The organism is Rahnella sp. NRRL B-41462 (assembly GCF_003263525.1).
Taxonomy (GTDB): domain Bacteria; phylum Pseudomonadota; class Gammaproteobacteria; order Enterobacterales; family Enterobacteriaceae; genus Rahnella; species Rahnella aceris.
Map to the genome: position 1 here is coordinate 18,383 of NZ_JYDF01000010.1, position 21,580 is coordinate 39,962.

The following is a 21,580-nucleotide window of genomic DNA, read 5'->3' on the forward strand; positions in this document are numbered from 1 at the left end:
ATTACCGTACCTTCAGCGTCGCCAGGCCAATCAGCACCAGCATCAGCGAAATAATCCAGAAGCGCACAATAACGCGCGGTTCCGGCCAGCCTTTAAGTTCGTAGTGATGATGGATAGGCGCCATACGGAAAATGCGCTGCCCACGTAACTTAAAGGACCCAACTTGTAAGATTACCGACAGGGTTTCGACAACAAACACACCGCCCATAATCACCAGCAAAAACTCCTGACGCAGCAGCACAGCGATAGTGCCCAGCGCGCCACCCAGCGCCAGAGAACCGACATCGCCCATGAAAACTTGTGCCGGATAGGTGTTGAACCACAGGAACCCGAGCCCGGCACCGACAATTGCGGTACACACGATCACCAGTTCACCCGCGTGACGCAGATAAGGGATGTGCAGGTAGCTGGCGAAATTCATGTTACCGGTCGCCCATGCCACCAGCGCAAAGCCCGCCGCGACGAAAACCGTTGGCATAATCGCCAGCCCGTCCAGACCATCCGTCAGATTGACGGCGTTACTGGTACCGACAATCACAAAGTAGCTCAGCAGGATGTACATCAAACCCAGCTGCGGCATGATGTCTTTAAAGAAGGGCACCACCAGCTCGGTCGCTGGCGTATCTTTACCAATGGCATACATCGTGAAAGCGGCGGCCAGCGCAATGACTGACTGCCAGAAGTATTTCCAGCGGGCGATCAGCCCCTTGGTGTCTTTACGCACGACTTTGCGATAGTCATCGATAAAGCCCACCACACCGTAACCCAGCAATACGAACAGCACACACCACACGTACGGATTGGACGGATAGGCCCACATCAATACCGAAATCGTGATAGACGCCAGAATCATCAGGCCGCCCATCGTTGGTGTACCACGTTTACTGAAATGTGATTCCGGGCCGTCGTTACGGACAATCTGGCCGAAAGACATTTTCTGCAGACGGGCAATCATGCGAGGCCCAATCCACAGCGACAGGAACAAAGCGGTCAGCAGGCTGACAATGGCGCGAAACGTCAGATAAGAAAAGACGTTGAAGCCGGAATAATATTTGACCAAATGTTCGGCCAGCCAAACTAACATGTTGCATTCTCCTGTAACGCGCGTACTACCTGCTCCATTGCGGCACTACGTGAACCTTTAATCAAAACGGTAATTACCGCATGTTCAGACAGTAAGCTCGTTAAACGGGCCGTCAGGGCTGCCTTATCTTCCAGATGTTCACCACACCCGCTGACATCACTGATGATGCGGCTGTCATGACCAATGCTGAATACTTTGTCGATACCGGCGTCGCGGATAGCTTCACCGACCTGACGATGGCAATGTTCGCTTTCAGCGCCCAGTTCAGCCATATCGCCCACTGCCATCACGCGGTAGCCCGGCATTTCCGCCAGCACCTGTGCAGCAGCGGTCATTGAACCCACATTCGCGTTGTAGCTGTCATCAAGCAAGGTTTTGCCCTCGCTGATAACGATCGGGAATAAGCGCCCTTTCACGGATTGCAGCGTCGCCAGCCCGGCGCGCACGTTCTCCGGCGATGCACCGACAGACATTGCCAGCGCAGCCGCCGCGAGTGCGTTAGCGATATTGTGACGACCCGGAACCGGCAGCGAAACATCAATGCTGCCCTGAGGAGAATGCAGTGTGAACGCGGTATTCAGCGGGCTGATGTTGACATCAGTGGCACTGAAATCGATGCCTTCACCGAAAGCGGGAGAAAAACGCCAGACGGTTTTACCGTTCAGCTTATGCTGCCAGTTCGCCCAATCGTTGTTATCCGCATTGATCACGGCAATGCCGTTTTCCGGCAGCCCATCGAAAATCTCGCCTTTCGCACGGGCCACGCCTGCGAGGGAACCGAAACCCTCCAGATGTGCGGCGGACAAGTTATTCACCAGCGCCGTTTCAGGTCGTGCCAGCGCAGTGGTGTAGGCGATTTCACCCGCATGATTCGCACCCATTTCGATGACAGCAAAATCATGTTCTGCCGTTAAGCGCAGCAACGTCAGAGGAACGCCAATGTCGTTATTGAAGTTGCCTGCGGTATACAGCACATTGCCGCACTCGCGCAAAATCGCCGCAGTCATCTCTTTCACAGACGTCTTGCCGGAAGAACCGGTCAGGCCGACGACACGCGCCGGAACCTGCTGACGCACCCAGCCGCCCAGTTGCCCGAGCGCAATACGGGTGTCAGCAACCACTAACTGAGGAACATCTACCGGTAAGCGCTTACTTACCAGTAAAGCCCCTGAACCGGCTTTTACGGCATCAGCGGCAAAGTCGTGGGCATCGAATTTCTCGCCTTTCAGGGCGACAAACAAACAGCCTTCAGTGATCTGACGGGTGTCCGTCGTCACGCTGTCAATTTGAGTATCAGTGCCGATGAGCTCAGCGTTGAGCGCATCAGCCAGCGTTTGCAGGGAAACACGAATCATGCGATCACCCCCAGCAAACGTGCAACCGTCACACGGTCGGAATAGTCGAGACGCTGGTTTCCGACGAGCTGGTAATCCTCATGCCCTTTACCGGCAATCAACACAACGTCGTCTTCTTTCGCCTGCATGATCGCGCTGGTGACTGCTTCTGCGCGGCCATGGATTTCCTGCACACGTCCTGCATCAAGCAGACCGGCAAGGATATCTGCAACGATAGCGCGAGGCTCTTCGCTGCGAGGATTATCATCGGTAACAATCACGCGGTCAGCGTATTGCTCAGCAATAGCGCCCATCAGCGGACGCTTGCCTTTATCGCGATCTCCACCGCAACCAAAAACGCACCACAACGTGCCACGACAATGTAGCCGCGCTGCCGCCAGCGCTTTTTCCAGTGCGTCAGGAGTGTGCGCATAATCAACCACCGCCGTAGGTTTACCCGGCGCATTGAAAACTTCCATACGGCCACAAACCGGTTGCAGCTGAGAGGCGGTTGCCAGTAATTGCGCCAGCGGATAATCCAGAGAAAGCAGCGTGGCCAGCGCAACCAGCAGATTGCTGACGTTGAAGGCCCCCATCAGGCGGCTCTCCAGCTTGCCTTCACCCCAGCTTGAATCGATGTTTACGGTGGCACCGTTATCGTGATAATTCACGCTACGTGCCACCAGCCAGCGGCCACTCCAGCCTGCCGGAATTTTGTCTTCCATGCTGACCGCAATCGCATTTGGCGTTTTCGCCAGCCAGCGTGCACCGACTTCATCGTCAGCATTGATAATTTTTTGACCGACCTGATGTGAGGCGAAAAGCTGCCATTTGGCATCTTCATAGCTTTGCATATCACCGTGGTAATCAAGGTGATCACGGCTCAGGTTGGTAAATGCGGCAGCGGCAAACGGCAGTGCGGCAACACGGTGCTGAACCAGCCCGTGCGAAGAAACTTCCATTGCGGCAAAGGTTGCACCCAGTTTCACCAGGTCAGCCAGAATGTGCTGAACCTGTACGGCAGAACCGGTGGTGTTTTCCGCTGGTATCACGTTATCCAGCAGGCCATTGCCCACAGTGCCCATCACGGCACTGGTTTCGCCCAGCAACTGGCTCCATTGCGCCAGCAGTTGCGTGGTCGTGGTTTTGCCGTTGGTGCCAGTTACGCCAACCAGACGTAATTCTTTGCCCGGTTGCTGGTAAAAACGTCCCGCCAGCTCTGACAGCAGAATATTGAGATCCTCAAGATAAACCACCGGTACGCCATGCATCTGGCAGACCGTTCCGTGCTGTTGCTCACCCTTTGCCTCGGCCACAACGGCGGCGACGCCCTGGGCAATTGCCTGGGGAATAAAACGACGCCCGTCACTGGTATGGCCTGAAACCGCGACAAACAGATCGCCAGCAGCCGCAACGCGGCTGTCCAGAATCATGTCTTTTAGCGCTACCGCCGGGGCATCACTCACCCAGGGCGCTAAGATGTCGCGCAAATTACGATCTGCCACCTGAAGCCTCTTTTTGATTATTCACTATGTCTGCGTTTTCATCGGCAGTCAGCGCATCCGGTTCAACGTTCATGGTGCGCAATACGCCGCCCATGATGGCGCCAAACACCGGTGCGGAAACGGCCCCACCGTAATATTTCCCTGCCTGTGGATCGTTGATAACCACCACAAGGGCAAATCTTGGATTGCTTGCTGGCGCAACGCCGGCGGTATAGGCAATGTATTTGTTAACGTACTTCCCATCCGGGCCGACTTTTTTTGCGGTACCGGTTTTAATCGCAATGCGATAGCCCTTGATTGCCGCTTTCACGCCACCGCCGCCAGGCAGTGCCACGCTTTCCATCATATGCACAACGGTACGTACCAGCGGTTCAGGGAAGACGCGCTCGCCGGAAACCGGCGGATCAACTCGTGTGATCGACAATGGGCGATAAACGCCCATGCTGCCGATTGTTGCGTAGACTCGCGCTAGCTGGAGAGGTGTCACCATTAGCCCGTAGCCGAAAGAGAAGGTGGCCCTCTCTATGTCAGACCACCGTTGTTTTTTAGGGTATAAGCCACTGCTTTCTCCGACCAGCCCCAAATTGGTCGGTTTTCCCAATCCGAATCGCGAGTAAGTATCTACCAGCTCAGCGGATGGCATCGATAACGCCAGTCGTGAAACACCGACGTTACTCGACTTCTGCAAGATACCCGTAACGGAAAGCTCCGCGTAACGGGCCACATCTTTAATCTCATGACCGTTAATCCGGTACGGCAAAGTATTCAGTACGCTGTTCTCGCGCACCACACCGTTTTTCAATGCCGTCATCACCACCATCGGTTTCACTGTGGAACCCGGTTCGAAGATGTCGGTGATGGCACGGTTACGCATCACGTCTTTTGGCGTATCCGGCATGTTGTTCGGGTTGTAGGACGGGCTGTTAGCCATCGCCAGCACTTCACCGGTTTGCACATCGACCAGCACCGCAGTGCCCGACTCCGCTTTGTTGAATGCCACGGCGTTGTTAAGCTCGCGGTAAACCAGCGCCTGCAAACGCTCATCGATGCTGAGCGCCAGATTGTGTGCCGCCTGGCTGTCTACAGTAGAAATATCCTCGATGACGCGCCCGAAGCGGTCTTTACGAATGGTACGTTCACCCGGTTTACCGGTCAGCCAGCGGTCAAAACTCTTCTCGACGCCTTCAATACCTTCGCCGTCGATATTGGTGACGCCAATAACATGCGACGTCACCTGCCCGGCCGGGTAATAGCGGCGGGATTCCTGACGCAGGGAAATCCCCGGCAGTTTGAGTTTACGGATATATTCGCCGACCGCAGGATTGACCTGACGCGCCAGATACACGAAGCGCCCATTTGGATTGGCAGTAATGCGGGACGAAAGTTGGGCAAGAGGCATATTCAGTGCATCGGCCAGCGCTTTCCATTTGGTATCGGAGGTGATACCGCCGCGATCGCTAATTTCTTTTGGGTCAGCCCAGATGGCATTAACCGGTACACTGACCGCCAGCGGGCGACCAGAGCGATCGGTAATCATGCCACGGGAGGTTGGAATGGTTTGTACGCGAAGGGAACGCAGGTCACCTTCCTTCACCAGCTTATCCGGATTAATCACCTGCAGATACGCCACACGCAACATCAGGCCAACCAATGCCAGCAGGATACAAGCGCACAACAACGCAAAACGCCAGCTGATAAAGCTGGCTTGATTTTCGGGACGCTTTAACTTCGCGGTGCGTGTTGCTTTCATTCGCTGCCTGTATTCTCCGTGCGCATTTTAAGGCTGAACCACAATAATTTCTTGAGATGGATCAACGTGTTGCATTTGCAATTTCTCCGTTGCGATGCGTTCTACCCGGCTGTGATCACCGAGGGCGTTCTCTTCAAGGATCAGGTTGCGCCATTCAATGTCCAGCGCATCCCTTTCCAGGACTAATTGTTCACGCTGAGCCGTCAGCAAACGCGTACGGTGAGCGGTAGTGACCACTAAAATTGCACTGACCAAAACGGCGATCATCAGAATTAACGGGATCTTGCCGTTGCGAAGGATATCGCTGGCGATCACTCCCACTAATCCGTGGCGTTCGTTGCCTATCACGCTGTTGTTCTCTCAGCAAAACGCAGAACAGAACTGCGTGCCCGCGGGTTCTCTGCCACTTCGGCTTCAGAGGGCATCATTTTCCCGACTGATTTCAGAGAACGTCCGCCAAGTTCCGCGATTTGCGCTTCCGTCATCGGGATACCGGCTGGCACCTGCGCGCCACGGCTATGCTGACGGATGAAGCGTTTCACAATCCGGTCTTCCAGAGAGTGGAAGCTGATCACGGATAAACGTCCTTCAGGTGCCAAAATTTCCAGTGCGCCATCCAGCGCACGTTCAATCTCTTCCAGCTCACTGTTGATGTAGATACGGATCGCCTGGAAGCTGCGCGTGGCCGGATGCTTGTGCTTCTCACGCACTGGCGAGGCATTAGCGATCAGATCCGCCAGCTCTTTAGTCCGGGTCATCGGCAATTCGCGGTTACGCTCAACGATCGCGCGTGCAATGCGTTTGGCAAAACGCTCTTCACCAAAAGTTTTCAACACCCAGGCAATATCTTCGGCTTCAGCTTTCATCAGCCATTCAGCTGCTGAATAACCACGGGTAGGATCCATACGCATATCCAGAGGCCCGTCACGCATAAATGAGAATCCACGTTCAGGATCATCAAGCTGAGGAGAAGAAACGCCTAAATCCAGCAGTACGCCGTCGATCTTGCCTTCGAGACCCCGATCCCGCACATAGTCGGCCAGATCAGAAAAAGGTCCGTGAACGATAGAGAAACGCGGATCATCAATAGATTCTGCGGCTTTGATCGCCTGTGGATCACGGTCAATCGCCAGCAAGCGTCCGTCCGGCCCAAGCTGGGACAGAATCAGACGTGAATGGCCACCACGGCCAAAAGTTCCGTCTATGTAAATGCCGTCCTGTCGAATGTTGAGGCCGTTAACGGCTTCATCCAGCAAAACGGAAGTGTGTTTGTAGTTTTCAACCATGCTTATAATGACAAGTCCTGTAATCGGTCAGAAAGTGGCTCCTGAGACGATTGTTCAGCGTCGATGTCTTCCTTAACTTGTTGATACCAGGTCTGTTCATCCCACAATTCAAACTTATTGAACTGCCCAACCAGCATCACTTCTTTTGCGAGCCCGGCATGCTGACGCAATGTTGTTGCAATCAGCAGACGCCCGGCGTTATCCATCTGACATTCACTGGCATGCCCCAGTAAAAGGCGCTGAATACGGCGCTCAATGGGGTTCATACTCGACAGACGGGACAATTTTTGTTCGATAACTTCCCACTCAGGGAGGGGGTAAAGGAGGAGACATGGGTGATGGAGGTCTATGGTGCACACCATTTGACCTTGCGATTCTTCGCTCAGTAAATCCCGATAACGGGTGGGTACGGCAAGTCGCCCTTTACTGTCGAGGTTAACCATCGTCGCGCCACGAAACATGACCGCTCTACCCCTCTGTGACCCTTTTCACCACTTTCCCCCACAAATTCCCACAGAAAAGAGTTTACGGATGGTTTTAAAACCTTGTCAAGCCAGAGCGGAGACGGTTTGGCAATATTTACGCAGCCACACAAATGCTTAGCGCAATGTGATGAGGTTTTTTAGAGGGGGTATAGAAAATAACGTCATGATTAGTTGAAGAAATTTCGGAGGGTTAATAATTTCGTTTAAAAAAAAGCCAAACTGAACATTATTTAACTATTTATATTCTTCTGCTATCCAACTCTCATTTCCTGACCGTTTTGCCTTAACAAAAATCATTTTCAATTTTTTTCTGGCTGTCACGTCTAAATCAACATCATTTTACATGCCAACCCGCATGGCATAAGCCTTCGGGCAGATTTAAAAGCCATCAGTACCGCAGCAAACTCACACCGCTGGAATTTAAGCGGGGAATTCTACAGCACTTTTGCGGCGAGCATTAACGTATTTTAGAAATTGATTGGAAGGTTTATATCAGCGGAAGGAAAGCAAAAACATTTGTTAATAATTCAGCAGTCTGGGAATGCTCCTAAATTGCCCATTAAAGTCATATGGGAATTCTCGTATTTTGATTATCAGAAACGGCAACGCAAATTACCGGAATGTTTTAACGCGATTCAGCAACGGTGAAAAAGACGGGCAGTCAGGTGAATACCCGTCCGGGGTTTATTTGCGGCTCAGGCGACCACGGCGGAACAAATTACGGCGGATACGGGTCAGCCCTGCTTTCGGCTTCTTCGGCTCATCCAGACAGGCCAGAACCAGCTCCAGTACACGTTCAGCCACATCGCGGTGACGCTGCGCCACGGCCAGAACCGGGCATTCGAGGAAATCGAGCAGCTCGTTATCGCCGAATGTGGCAATAGCGAGATTGACCGGTAAACGCCCTTCCATTTTCAGCGTAACGTCCATCACACCCTGTAACAGCTGGAATGACGTCGTAAATAACGCCTGCGGCATCGGGTGCGTTTTTAGCCATTCGGCAAACACTATGGCCGCTGATTCACGATCATAAGCATTGGCATAAAGGTATTCCGGCTGGCGTGGATCTTCAGCCCATGCCTGGCGGAATCCCTGCTCGCGCAGAAAACTCACGGAAAGCTCAGGCAGCGCGCCGAGATACAATACCGATTCAGCAGGAAAGGTGCGCAACTCCTGCGCCAGCATCAGTGCGTCATCCTGATCGGCACCCACAACACTGATGAAGTGTTCGGGATCCAGAGCGCGATCAAGCGCAATGATCGGGAAATCATCGTTGGCCCAGCGCTGATAGAAAGGATGTTCCGGCGGCAATGACGTGGAGATAATGATCGCATCTACCTGACGTTGCAGCAGATGTTCGATGCAGCGCATTTCGTTGTCAGGCTGATCTTCTGAACAGGCGATTAGCAGTTGATAACCCCGCTGACGGGCCTGACGCTCGAGGAAGTTGGCGATTTTGGTGTAACTGGTATTTTCCAGATCGGGGATCACCAGGCCAATAGAACGGGTGCGACCGGCGCGTAAACCCGCTGCCACCGCATTCGGGTGATAGTTATGTTCCTTCACGACAGCCATAACTTTTTCGACTGTCTTATCGCTGACACGATACTGTTTCGCTTTGCCATTAATCACATAACTGGCCGTTGTACGCGAAACGCCCGCTAACCTCGCGATCTCATCCAGCTTCACTGAGAAACCCCTTAATAAAGATAATGCTTTATCTAACCGCAGAAGCCTCTGCCGGGCAAGGTGTTTTACCGAATCGCTTCACCTGTCTCGCAAAAAATAAAGCCCAACTCAAGAGCCGGGCTTTTAAATATCAGATAAGTTTCACATCTTGCTGATTATTTACGCTTTAGCGCATGATTTTGTCGCCACGGGAGACACCCACTATGCCGGAGCGCGCAACTTCGACGATTTCAGCCACATCACGGATACTGGCTAAAAACGCGTCCAGTTTGTCACTGGTACCCGCCAGCTGAACGGTGTAAAGCGTTGCTGTGACATCTACAATCTGACCGCGGAAAATCTCAGTAGAGCGTTTAACTTCTTCCCGGCCATAACCGGAAGCCTGCACCTTCACCAGCATGATTTCACGCTCAACGTGAGCACCCTGCACCAGCTCAGTGACTCGTAATACGTCTACCAGCTTATGCAGCTGTTTTTCGATTTGCTCGAGCACCTTGGCATCACCCACGGTCTGAATCGTCATGCGCGACAAGGTAGGATCATCCGTCGGTGCAACGGTCAGGCTTTCAATGTTATAGCCACGCTGAGAGAACAGGCCAACCACGCGGGACAACGCGCCCGATTCGTTTTCCAGTAATACTGATAAAATCCGGCGCATGATCAGGTCCTCTCCGTTTTGCTTAACCACATTTCGTCCATCGCACCGCCACGGATGTGCATAGGGTAAACGTGTTCTGTTTCATCCACGCTGATATCAACAAATACCAGACGATTTTTCTGTTCCAGCGCCAGCGCCAGCTTGCTTTCCAGCTCATCCGGCGTGCGGATAGCAATACCCACATGCCCGTAAGCTTCCGCCAGTTTCACGAAATCAGGCAGCGATTGCATGTAAGACTGAGAATGACGGCCGGAGTAAATCATGTCCTGCCACTGCTTCACCATGCCCAGATAGCCATTGTTCAGGTTCACGACGATCACTGGCAAATCGTATTGCAGCGCGGTCGACAGCTCCTGAATGTTCATCTGGATACTGCCGTCACCGGTCACACAAATTACCGTCTCATCCGGCAGGCCAAGTTTCACACCCAGCGCAGCAGGCAGGCCAAAGCCCATCGTGCCGAGGCCACCGGAGTTGATCCAGCGACGCGGTTTATCGAACTTATAATACAATGCGGCAAACATCTGATGCTGCCCGACGTCCGACGTAACATAGGCATCGCCTTTGGTCAGACGGTGCAGCGTTTCGATAACCGCCTGTGGCTTGATGGTACCGGTATTTTTGTCGTAGCTCAGGCACTCACGCCCGCGCCAGTTCTCAATATTTTGCCACCAGTCGCGCAGCGCATCGAATTCCTGCTTTTCGTCGCTTTGTGCCAGCAATTCCAGCATCTGAATCAGCGTCTGCTTCGCATCACCCACAATCGGAATATCCGCATTCACGGTTTTGGAAATGGACGTCGGGTCGATATCAATGTGCATAACCGTCGCATTCGGGCAGTACTTCGCCAGATTATTGGTGGTACGGTCGTCGAAACGCACACCTACACCGAAGATTAAATCCGCGTTGTGCATCGCCATATTGGCTTCGTAAGTACCGTGCATGCCGAGCATACCAAGGCTCTGGCGATGGGTACCGGGAAATGCGCCCAACCCCATCAGGGAACTGGTGACGGGCAGATTCAGTTTCTCCGCCAGTTGCAGCAGTTCAGCATCACACTCAGAATTAATCGCACCGCCACCGACGTACAGCACCGGTTTCTTCGCCGCCAGTAAAGTCTGGACTGCGCGCTTGATTTGCCCGCGATGGCCTTGCACCGTCGGGTTATAGGAGCGCATCGCAACCTGATCAGGATAGGCGTAAGGCAGTTTAATCTGCGGGTTCACCACATCTTTTGGCAGGTCGACAACCACCGGGCCAGGACGGCCGGTAGAGGCAAGATAAAACGCTTTTTTCAGCACAGTCGGAATATCTTCCGCACGTTTTACCAGAAAACTGTGTTTCACCACCGGGCGGGAAATCCCCACCATGTCGCATTCCTGGAATGCGTCATAACCGATGAGTGAACTGTGTACCTGGCCGGATAGCACCACTAGCGGAATGGAATCCATATAAGCCGTGGCAATGCCGGTGATCGCATTGGTTGCGCCGGGACCGGAAGTCACCAGCACGACGCCCACGTCACCCGTGGCACGCGCATAACCGTCAGCCATATGAACAGCACCCTGTTCATGTCTCACCAGCACATGATCTATCCCACCGACCGTATGCAGGGCATCATAGATATCCAACACCGCACCGCCGGGATAACCGAATACGTGCTTAACGCCCTGGTCGATTAACGACCGGACGACCATCTCGGCTCCTGACAACATCTCCATGGTTTTGCCTCCAGGCTTTTTGCTTCTTTTATAGGATGACTTGTGTTTCAGCTAGCTGTTCTATCAGCAGCAATTTAAAGATAAATTGCTGAATTTTAGGACTTTCTATCGGGCTCACAAAACCCTGCTGTTCTTATTGGCGTTCAAGAATCTAACTCAGTACCTTAGCGTCAGAACCGGAGTCAGGCAAACGCCAAAAATTCTGCACAGGCATGATTTTATCGCCTCGCACTGCCTTCATTCTCCCGCTCGGGACAAAACACTGCCTGTGAGCACTAACCAGTCAGAAATATCAGGAAGGCTGGAAAAATTACAGTATTAAATTATGTCCATAGCGGACCTGAAACTAAAACGAGGGAAGAAAACCGGCGAAGTGACATACGCCGGTGATTCAGAAAGGAAAGTGATGAAACGGGCAGATGAAGCATTACTCCTGATAAAGCTGATCGATTTCCTTCTGATAACGGCTGAAAATATTTTTGCGGCGCAGTTTAAGGGTCGGGGTCAGTTCACCCGCTTCCATCGTGAAAGGTTTGGTCAGCAACACAAACTTTTTCACCTGCTCAAAACCGGCAAGATCATGCTGAATCTCGCGTAGCTGGTGGGCAAACAGCGAGAGGATCTGCTCGTTTTTCACCAGTCCGGCGCGATTGAAATAATCAATACGGTGCGCCTGGGCATAGACGTTCAGCACATCAAAATCAGGCACGATCAGCGCAGAAACAAAGTGCCTTTCATCGGCGATGACTGCCGCCTGCTCGATATAACGATCCTGCACCAGCGTGCCTTCGATACGCTGCGGAGCAATGTATTTTCCGCCCGACGTTTTCATCAGATCTTTGAGTCGTTCGGTAATAAACACATTCCCTTGTGCATCCATTTTCCCGGCATCACCGGTTTTAAACCAGCCGTCGGCAGTGAAACTGGCCGCCGTCTCTTCCGGTTTATTGAAGTAACCCCGCAGGAGTGTTGGGCCGCGAACCTGAATCTCATTCTCCTCGCCGATCCGCACTTCAATCTCTGGTAACGCCGTTCCGACAGAACCAAAGCGGAAATCATTTTCTTCCCAGCAGGTCACCGTCGCGCACGTTTCCGTCAGGCCGTAGCCGTATTTGATTTTCAGACCGAGTGATTCGAAAAACAGAATGACATTGTCGTCCAGACTTGCACCGGCGGCAGGCAGAAAACGCAGATTGCCACCCAGCAAATCACGCAGCTTTTTTAGCACCAGTTTATCGGCGAGAAAATGCGCAGGCGCCAGCCAGAACGGATAACGTTCGCCACGGCGCTCGATCAAAAACTTCTCTTTGCCCTGCCCGACGGCCCAGTGGAAAAGCCGCTTTTTGAGGGTTCCTGCGCGAGAGACTTTGTCGTGGATCGCGCTGAACACTTTTTCATAGAAGCGCGGTACCGCACACATTACTGTCGGTTTAATGGCCTGCAAAGCATCACGCACCAGATCAGTTTCGCGCAGGAAGACGTTTTGCGCACCGCAATGCATCACGAAGAAACTCCATGCGCGTTCAAAAACGTGCGCCAACGGCAGAAAACAAAGGGAAACATCATGCTCCGAAATGCTCAGACGCCTTTCATGCTGCATCAGTTGCGTCGCCATGCTGCGGTAATCCAGCATCACGCCTTTTGCTTCTCCGGTAGTGCCCGAGGTATAGATAAGCGTGAACAGATCACTCAGGTCACGGGCATTCACCCGCACTTCACGCTCAGCAGCTAAAGCAGCATCCCGGGGAACAACGCCTGAAACATGCCGGGCAATGGGTACGCCACGTAAATCGACATCATTGTCCAGCACCAGTATGTGTTTCAGCTGCGGGCAGAGATCACGCACAGCCACCGCCGCGTCATATTGTTTCTGACCGACGACAAACAAAATACGGACATCCGCATCATTGAGTACATATGCAGACTGCGCGGGTGTATTGGTGGCATAAACCGGCACGGTGACAGCACGCAATTGCAGGATCGCAAGATCTGCTGTCGCCCAGGCCATCGAATTATTCCCGCAAATGGCGATGCGTTCCTGAACGCCCACTTGCTCCTGCAATAACACGTCGGATAAGGCATCCACTTTCTCGCCCAGCTCACGCCAGGTCAGGGCAGATTCTGCCGCTGGCGACCACTCGCGAAATGCAGTCTGTTCAGCGCGGGCAACGACTTGCTGACGAAAACGGGAAATCAGATGGTAATCATTTAAGGTTGGATTCATTGAGCGTTTATACCGGCGTCCAGCGTAGTCAGTAAAAGGAGGGAGCTGACTGCATTGCTCTGTTACAAAGATTTAACGCAGTCTACCGACAAAGATTGCAAGGCGAAATGAAATTGTAGGAGCTGCAGCAGGGTTTTGGAAATATCACGCGGAATTTCTAAGACAAAAAAAACCTGCAGGACTCTAACGAGGAGAAAAAAACCTGCAGGATAAAAAACTATCTGATAAAGAACAGGCAGCCGCTTTCGCTGCGATCACCTCTGCCAAAAAAGTCGTAATGACTGACTGATTACAGAGAAACAACACACTGGCTCAATAATGTTTTCATCCACATATTACCTTTGTCTTTGCTGGATGATTCGTGCCAGGAAAGATAACAAGTCAGCGTATTTTTCATCCACGGCAATGGAATGACGGATAAATTAAGTATTCCTGCATTTGCCTGTGCCAGCCAGCGCGGCACCAGTGCAACCATCTCGGATTTGGAGACAATTTCCATAACGCTGAACAGATCGGTTCCTTGATAGGAAATCAGCGAAACTAACTCAGAGTCGTCGTAATAAGGTGAACTGAAAGAATAGAAGCGGTCCATCATCATGACAGCATGTTTTTCTTTCAGATACTTTTCATCAGACATATGCGGACTGATACGGGGATGATTTTGCGCCGCGACCAGAACCAGCTCATCATTAAATAAGGCATGATTGCAAAAATCAGCACGCTCAAATTTACGATAACTGATCACAAATTCTATATTCTGGTAACGCAGCTGATGTTCAATATCATCGTTAACAATCGTTTGCAGTTTAACACTGACACCCGGCGATAATTCTTCGGCGGCCTTCAGCACCAGGCTGGTGAAGCGTTTATCGAGCGGGCTGCAAATAGCGACATTAAACTGGCGTGTGCTGAGATAAGGGTCAAAACCTGCCCCCGGCAGTTCGTTCATCACCAGTTGCAAAGCCTGTCTGATCGGGCCAAACAGTTGACGTGCGCGCATCGTCGGTTGGATCCCGCGCCCGAAACGCACAAACAAGTCATCATTAAACATCACTTTCAAACGGGCAACGGCATTACTGACCGCTGGCTGGGACATCCCCAACATATTGGCTGCACGTGTAATATTTTGTAATTGCATGACGGCATCAAAAACCGTTAATAAATTTAAATCAACATTGCGAAGGTGCGTTTCTGCCTCAGCGGTTTTAGGTTGTATTTCTGTATCGGCGTCAGACATGATATCCCTCATAATAGACATTCGAATCCAAATAAAATGATTATCTTCAATAATCTATTTCGTAAAGCGCAGCATTGAGATGGTATTGGGGAACATAAATATTGGCAGAGAAAACGCAGCAAATTCTCATCAATTTATTTTCAGAAAAATATGAATTTTTGTTTCCAATAATCAGAAACAGAAATACAAATTTTATTTCCCACAAAGAAACTGATGATATCAAACAGCAAAATATTTCCGTAAACAACATTCTAAAAATGAATAATAAGTTAAGCCATACTAAATCATTTTTAATTCACTGTATTAAATAGAGTATTTATCCAGGTGCCCCCGGGCGGGTGCATTTTTTTTGTTCTTATTTTTCCGCCCCCCTTTAAAACCTTCATCCCGAGTACCTCCGCGACGCCAGTGTTTTATGCTAAATGAGATTCAATATCATTTTGGCGATTTTCTGGAATTTCCACACAGTGAAGGTTGACATACCGCACACATTCCCGTATCACTTTAGTCACTGTTTGAACGATATCCGTTCTGACCACCCGATGATGAGAAGCTGAAACACATGTTCATGATGACCCGTCTCCTAGGCCTACTACTCAACGCAGAATATTTGCGCGGTAAGCCAGTGGGCGAAAATCAGAACTGATTCAACTTCCACAGACAATAAACCCGCGCCGATGCGCGGGTTTTTTTTTATCTCCCGCAGGGCGCGAAAGTAAAAGCAGACAAGGAATAACCCATGAGCGAGCAAGTCATTATTTTCGATACCACGCTGCGTGACGGTGAACAGGCGTTACAAGCCAGCCTGAGTGTTAAAGAGAAGATTCAAATTGCAATGGCGCTGGAAAGAATGGGCGTTGACGTGATGGAAGTCGGCTTCCCGGTCTCCTCTCCCGGCGATTTCGAGTCCGTACAAACTATCGCACGCCAGATTAAAAATAGCCGTGTTTGCGGTCTGGCCCGCTGTGTGGACGGTGACATCGACGCCGCTGCCGAAGCATTACGCGTCGCAGAAGCTTTCCGTATCCACGTCTTCCTGGCCACTTCTACCCTGCACATTGAATCCAAACTGAAGCGCTCGTTTGATCAGGTGCTGGAAATGGCCACGCATTCCGTGAAACGCGCCCGTAATTACACTGACGACGTCGAATTCTCCTGCGAAGATGCCGGCCGTACCCCGCTGGATAATCTGTGCCGCGTGGTCGAAGCTGCAATCAAAGCCGGGGCGACCACCATCAACATTCCTGACACCGTGGGTTACACGACGCCGGTTCAGTTCGGTGGCATCATCACCAATTTGTATGAGCGTGTTCCAAACATTGATAAAGCGATTATTTCCGTTCACTGCCACGATGATCTGGGCATGGCTGTCGGTAACTCCATCGCCGCGATACAGGCCGGTGCGCGCCAGGTTGAAGGCACATTGAACGGTATCGGTGAACGCGCCGGTAACACTGCGCTGGAAGAAGTGATCATGGCGATCCGCACCCGCAGCGACTACATGAACGTTCACACCAACATTAATCACAAAGAAATCTACCGCACCAGCCAGATTGTCAGCCAGATAACCAACATGCCGATCCCGGGCAACAAAGCCATTGTCGGCTCTAACGCCTTCGCACACTCCTCCGGGATCCATCAGGACGGCGTGCTGAAAAACCGTGAAAACTACGAAATCATGACCCCGGAATCCATCGGTCTGAATCAGGTTCAGTTGAACCTGACTTCCCGTTCCGGTCGTGCTGCCGTTAAGCATCGCATGGAAGAAATGGGCTACAAAGAAGCTGATTACAATCTGGATCATCTGTATGCCGCGTTCCTGAAGCTGGCCGACAAAAAAGGTCAGGTTTTCGACTACGATTTAGAAGCACTGGTCTTCATTAACAAGCAGCAGGAAGAACCTGAATTCTATCGTCTGGATAACTTCAGCGTGCAGTCCGGCTCAAAAATTACCGCCACTGCGTCAGTCAATCTGGCCTGTGGCGAAGAAATCATTACCGAAGCCGCTACCGGCAACGGTCCGGTAGATGCCGTGTATCAGGCTATCAACCGCATCACCGGTTATCAGATTGAACTGGTGAAATACCAGCTGAGCGCCAAAGGTCAGGGCCGCGATGCTCTGGGTCAGGTTGACGTGGTCGTCTCCTTCAATGGCCGCCGCTTCCACGGTGTCGGGCTGGCGACAGACATTGTCGAATCCTCCGCAAAAGCGATGGTACACGTACTGAATAACATCTGGCGCAGCAAACAAGTTGAGATCGAAAAACAACGTTTGCAGCAGACAGGTCAGCAACACAACAACATTCAAAATAATCAGGAAACGGTGTGAACATGAGCAAGACCCATCATATTGCCGTCTTACCCGGAGACGGAATTGGCCCGGAAGTCATGGCCCAGGCATATAAAGTTCTGGACGCAGTACGTCAGCGTTTTGGCCTGAAGATCACCACCAGCGAATACGATGTGGGTGGCGCAGCCATCGACAAACATGGCAGCCCGTTGCCGCCAGCGACCGTTGCCGGTTGTGAACAAGCTGATGCGATTCTTTTCGGGTCCGTGGGTGGCCCGAAATGGGAACATCTGCCCCCAAACGATCAGCCTGAGCGTGGCGCATTGTTGCCACTGCGCAAACATTTCAAGTTGTTTAGTAATCTGCGCCCTGCCCGCCTGTATCAGGGGCTGGAAGAGTTTTGTCCGCTGCGTGCCGATATCGCCGCAAAAGGCTTCGACATTCTGTGTGTTCGTGAACTGACGGGCGGTATTTACTTCGGTCAGCCTAAAGGTCGCGAAGGTCAGGGCATGCACGAGAAAGCATTTGATACCGAAGTGTATTACCGTTTTGAGATTGAACGCATCGCCCGCATCGCCTTTGAATCAGCGCGCAAACGCCGCAGCAAAGTGACCTCCATCGATAAAGCGAACGTGTTGCAGACTTCCATTATGTGGCGTGAAGTGGTTAACGAAATCGCTAAAGATTACCCGGATGTCAGCCTGAGCCACATGTACATCGATAACGCGACCATGCAGCTGATTAAAGATCCGTCGCAGTTTGACGTGTTGCTGTGTTCAAACTTATTCGGCGACATCCTGTCGGACGAATGCGCGATGATCACCGGTTCGATGGGGATGTTGCCTTCTGCCAGCATGAACGAGCAGGCGTTTGGTCTGTTCGAGCCTGCGGGGGGGTCAGCCCCGGATATCGCCGGTAAAAACATTGCCAACCCGATTGCACAAATTTTGTCCGCCGCACTGTTACTGCGTTACAGTCTGGGTGCTGATGATGCAGCCAATGCTATCGAGCAGGCGGTTAATAAAGCACTGGAAGCAGGCCACCGCACCGGCGATTTAGCTAACGGTCAGCAGGCGCTGGGTACCAATGAAATGGGCGATATCATTGCCCGCTTTGTGAAAGAAGGGGCATAACATGGCCAAAACTCTGTATCAGAAATTGTTTGATGCGCATGTGGTTTACGAAGCGCAAAACGAAACGCCATTGTTATACATTGACCGCCATCTGGTTCACGAAGTGACCTCTCCGCAGGCGTTTGACGGCTTGCGTGCGATGGGCCGTCAGGTTCGCCAGCCAGGTAAAACCTTTGCGACCATGGATCACAACGTGTCCACGCAAACTAAAGACATCAATGCGAGCGGCGAAATGGCGCGCATCCAGATGCAGGAATTAATCAAGAACTGTGCTGAATTCGGCGTGCAGTTGTATGACCTGAATCACCCGTATCAGGGCATCGTTCACGTTATCGGCCCTGAACAGGGCATGACGTTGCCGGGAATGACGATTGTCTGCGGTGATTCCCATACCGCCACGCACGGCGCATTTGGCTCACTGGCTTTCGGTATCGGGACTTCGGAAGTTGAACACGTTCTGGCGACACAAACCCTGAAACAGGGTCGCGCTAAAACCATGAAAATTGAAGTGACCGGCGAAGCTCCTGTCGGTATCACAGCGAAAGATATCGTTCTGGCGATTATCGGGAAAACCGGCAGCGCAGGCGGCACCGGTCACGTGGTGGAATTCTGCGGTAAAGCGATTGAAGCGTTAAGCATGGAAGGTCGTATGACCCTGTGCAACATGGCGATCGAAATGGGGGCGAAAGCCGGTCTGGTTGCACCGGATGAAACTACGTTTGCTTATCTGAAGGGCCGTCAGTTTGCGCCGAAAGATCAGAACTGGGACGCGGCGGTCGAATACTGGAAAACCCTGAAAACCGAAGATGGGGCGAAGTTCGACAGCGTTGTTACGCTGGATGCGTCTGAAATCGCACCACAGGTCACCTGGGGTACCAACCCGGGTCAGGTGATGGCCGTGAATCAGACCATCCCGGACCCGGCATCCTTTGCCGATCCGGTAGAACGTGCCTCAGCGGAAAAAGCGCTGGCGTATATGGATTTGCAGCCGGGCATTAAACTGACCGACGTGGCGATTGATAAAGTGTTCATCGGCTCCTGCACCAATTCCCGTATCGAAGATTTACGCGCTGCGGCAGCGGTGGCCAAAGGCCGTAAAGTGGCGAACGGCGTACAGGCCATTGTGGTACCGGGATCCGGCCCGGTAAAAGCGCAGGCGGAAGAAGAAGGGCTGGATAAGATCTTCATCGAAGCGGGCTTTGAATGGCGTCTGCCAGGCTGCTCTATGTGTCTGGCGATGAACAATGACCGTCTGGAACCGGGCGAACGTTGCGCGTCTACCAGCAACCGTAACTTCGAAGGCCGTCAGGGTCGTGGCGGTCGCACGCATCTGGTCAGCCCGGCAATGGCGGCAGCGGCGGCGGTCACCGGCCGTTTCGCTGATATCCGTGAACTGAACTGAGGAAAACACCATGGCTAAATTTACCCAACACATCGGTCTGGTGGTTCCGCTGGATGCAGCTAACGTCGATACCGATGCCATCATTCCAAAACAGTTTTTACAGAAAGTCACCCGTACCGGTTTTGGCCAGCATCTGTTTAATGACTGGCGTTTTCTGGACGATGCCGGTCAGGTGCCAAATCCTGATTTCGTGCTGAACAAACCGCGCTACAAAGGCGCGAGCATTTTGCTGGCACGCGAAAACTTTGGCTGCGGTTCTTCCCGCGAACATGCGCCATGGGCACTGACCGATTACGGTTTCCATGCTGTGATCGCGCCAAGCTTTGCCGATATTTTTTACGGTAACTCATTCAACAACCAGTTGCTGCCAATCACGCTGAGCGACGCCGAAGTGGATGAACTGTTTGAGCTGGTGAAAGCTAACGAAGGCATTCAGTTCGAAGTGGATCTGGAAGCGCAGACTGTTAAAGCGGGCGATAAAAGCTATCCGTTTGTCATCGACAGCTTCCGTCGTCACTGCATGATCAACGGTCTGGACAGCATCGGTCTGACCTTGCAGCACGAAGAAAATATCTCCGGCTACGAGAAGAATCAGCCTGCGTTTATGCAATGATCATTATCTGTAAACGATGAAGAAGGCGGGCCCAGCCCCGCTTTCTTCATCAGCCTTCAGGCATCCCCGAAAGCCTCTGCAAAGTTACCCCTGCATAGTCATCCTGTCTTCAGTTTCTTTGTCACGATTATTTCACTTACAGCGATGGGATCCTGGTACTTGCCTGATAAAAAATCGACTGAACCATAATTTTTTTCGATGGAAATAACATTAATCATATTCAAAACACTTCTAATATTTTTACTCAACAACGGCGAATGCACAAATATCGGCCACCATTTAATTAGCTTTTCTTAGAAACTATAAACTCCATTAATGGAACAGCCTCTCTATATACTTTTTTAATATATTTAGTAATATCTAACATAGGATAAGAAGAGGATGTTTTAAATAATCCTAAATTGGGATCGAGAAAAAAACATTCCGAAGCACTGTAGCGAAACGCCGCAACGGCATGATAGCCAACCTCACCCGGTACCTCAGAAAACCGGAAAGCAATGATCGCTCCGGTGAGAGGGTGAGCCTGACCAAAACTGTTTACCCCGTTAAATAACATGAAATCATTACGTGTTATCAGACGATACTGTAAACCGGGAACGCCAGTTATTCTTTCCTTTTCTGCCTGACGGAAATTTTTATAATTAACAAAGACCTGATGGCGTCCTGTCTGACGTTTCGGATCCTGCTGGCTCTCCTTGCAGCTCCTCAGATAGCTCTCGTGCCGCCGGTATGAACGCTCAAGCAATAGCCTCAGCTTCGCAGTATCAGAGGGGATTAAGGCTTTCTTGTCAGGTGTCAGTGGCGTGGAGAACCAACCGGAAAGCCAGCCGGAAAACCAGCCCCCCCTTTGTTGTACCGGCCTTTCTTTTAATATATCGCCCAGCCACGTCAGGCATAACCCAATACAGCAGCCCTCAGATTTTTTCTCATCAATAAATGAATTATATGTCTTCCTGATAAGTACAACTGGAATCATATTTAATACCCTGCATTAGAATTTTAAGAAAGACGATATTATAGAAAATACTTTTCATTAGCCATACAGGTAAAGAGGATGCGAAGCACTTAAAACATTAATCTTTGCAGGATAAAAACAGATATTTCAAAATTATTAAGACGTTGCCGGAACAAGCAAAAAACGGAATATATTATTCAGTTGAATAGGTTAA

Annotated in this window: 17 protein-coding genes; 4 read left to right on the plus strand and 13 right to left on the minus strand. The window is 51.4% G+C overall.

Going from position 1 to position 21,580, the window contains the following annotated elements; all coding sequences use genetic code 11:
- Position 1 precedes the first annotated feature (1 nt).
- The 12 genes from mraY to leuO form a co-directional block, all read right to left on the minus strand.
- Positions 2–1,084, minus strand: coding sequence for a phospho-N-acetylmuramoyl-pentapeptide-transferase (gene mraY / locus UC14_RS03630; protein ID WP_013577012.1), 1,083 nt, complete (start codon positions 1,082–1,084; stop codon positions 2–4).
- On the minus strand, positions 1,078–2,439 hold the full coding sequence (murF, locus tag UC14_RS03635) for a UDP-N-acetylmuramoyl-tripeptide--D-alanyl-D-alanine ligase (RefSeq protein WP_112150992.1): 1,362 nt from the start codon (positions 2,437–2,439) through the stop codon (positions 1,078–1,080). The genes mraY and murF overlap by 7 nt, the downstream gene beginning before the upstream one ends.
- Positions 2,436–3,923: a UDP-N-acetylmuramoyl-L-alanyl-D-glutamate--2,6-diaminopimelate ligase gene (murE, locus tag UC14_RS03640; RefSeq protein WP_013577014.1), complete on the minus strand. Its 1,488-nt coding sequence runs from the start codon at positions 3,921–3,923 to the stop codon at positions 2,436–2,438. Before murE ends, murF begins: the two co-directional genes overlap by 4 nt.
- A complete protein-coding gene (locus UC14_RS03645) occupies positions 3,910–5,673 on the minus strand; it encodes a peptidoglycan glycosyltransferase FtsI (RefSeq protein WP_013577015.1) in 1,764 nt (587 codons plus the stop codon). Before UC14_RS03645 ends, murE begins: the two co-directional genes overlap by 14 nt.
- Before the next feature lie 27 nt (positions 5,674–5,700).
- A complete protein-coding gene (gene ftsL, locus UC14_RS03650) occupies positions 5,701–6,021 on the minus strand; it encodes a cell division protein FtsL (protein ID WP_013577016.1) in 321 nt (106 codons plus the stop codon).
- Entirely contained in the window at positions 6,018–6,959 is a 942-nt protein-coding gene (gene rsmH / locus UC14_RS03655; protein WP_037033435.1) for a 16S rRNA (cytosine(1402)-N(4))-methyltransferase RsmH, read from the minus strand. The genes ftsL and rsmH overlap by 4 nt, the downstream gene beginning before the upstream one ends.
- A 2-nt stretch (positions 6,960–6,961) precedes the next feature.
- The gene (gene mraZ / locus UC14_RS03660; protein WP_013577018.1) at positions 6,962–7,420 is read right to left on the minus strand and encodes a division/cell wall cluster transcriptional repressor MraZ; all 459 of its coding nucleotides are present in this window, start codon (positions 7,418–7,420) and stop codon (positions 6,962–6,964) included.
- 708 nt (positions 7,421–8,128) lie between these two features.
- On the minus strand, positions 8,129–9,133 hold the full coding sequence (gene cra, locus UC14_RS03665; RefSeq protein WP_013577019.1) for a catabolite repressor/activator: 1,005 nt from the start codon (positions 9,131–9,133) through the stop codon (positions 8,129–8,131).
- A gap of 166 nt (positions 9,134–9,299) precedes the next feature.
- Entirely contained in the window at positions 9,300–9,791 is a 492-nt protein-coding gene (ilvN, locus tag UC14_RS03670) for an acetolactate synthase small subunit (RefSeq protein ID WP_112197242.1), read from the minus strand.
- A 2-nt stretch (positions 9,792–9,793) separates the two neighbouring features.
- Entirely contained in the window at positions 9,794–11,512 is a 1,719-nt protein-coding gene (gene ilvI, locus UC14_RS03675; RefSeq protein WP_013577021.1) for an acetolactate synthase 3 large subunit, read from the minus strand.
- 427 nt (positions 11,513–11,939) lie between these two features.
- Entirely contained in the window at positions 11,940–13,736 is a 1,797-nt protein-coding gene (locus UC14_RS03680) for a long-chain fatty acid--CoA ligase (RefSeq protein WP_112197243.1), read from the minus strand.
- A 289-nt stretch (positions 13,737–14,025) separates the two neighbouring features.
- Positions 14,026–14,973 (minus strand): transcriptional regulator LeuO, encoded by a 948-nt coding sequence (leuO, locus tag UC14_RS03685; RefSeq protein ID WP_112197244.1) that lies wholly within the window; start codon positions 14,971–14,973, stop codon positions 14,026–14,028.
- 739 nt (positions 14,974–15,712) lie between these two features.
- Between leuO and leuA the strand changes: the two genes are divergently transcribed.
- Genes leuA through leuD form a run of 4 tightly spaced genes read left to right on the plus strand, consistent with a single transcriptional unit; the run spans position 15,713 to position 20,411 of the window.
- A complete protein-coding gene (leuA, locus tag UC14_RS03695) occupies positions 15,713–17,302 on the plus strand; it encodes a 2-isopropylmalate synthase (protein WP_013577024.1) in 1,590 nt (529 codons plus the stop codon).
- Between the two features lie 2 nt (positions 17,303–17,304).
- Positions 17,305–18,396 (plus strand): 3-isopropylmalate dehydrogenase, encoded by a 1,092-nt coding sequence (gene leuB, locus UC14_RS03700; RefSeq protein WP_013577025.1) that lies wholly within the window; start codon positions 17,305–17,307, stop codon positions 18,394–18,396.
- A 1-nt stretch (position 18,397) separates the two neighbouring features.
- The gene (gene leuC / locus UC14_RS03705; protein WP_013577026.1) at positions 18,398–19,798 is read left to right on the plus strand and encodes a 3-isopropylmalate dehydratase large subunit; all 1,401 of its coding nucleotides are present in this window, start codon (positions 18,398–18,400) and stop codon (positions 19,796–19,798) included.
- A gap of 10 nt (positions 19,799–19,808) precedes the next feature.
- Positions 19,809–20,411: a 3-isopropylmalate dehydratase small subunit gene (gene leuD / locus UC14_RS03710; RefSeq protein WP_013577027.1), complete on the plus strand. Its 603-nt coding sequence runs from the start codon at positions 19,809–19,811 to the stop codon at positions 20,409–20,411.
- Positions 20,412–20,694: 283 nt separating this feature from the next.
- Here leuD and UC14_RS03715 read toward each other — a convergent pair whose 3' ends face one another.
- Positions 20,695–21,387 carry a hypothetical protein gene (locus UC14_RS03715; RefSeq protein ID WP_013577028.1) on the minus strand — a complete coding sequence of 231 codons (693 nt, stop codon included), beginning with the start codon at positions 21,385–21,387 and terminating at the stop codon, positions 20,695–20,697.
- Positions 21,388–21,580 lie beyond the last annotated feature (193 nt).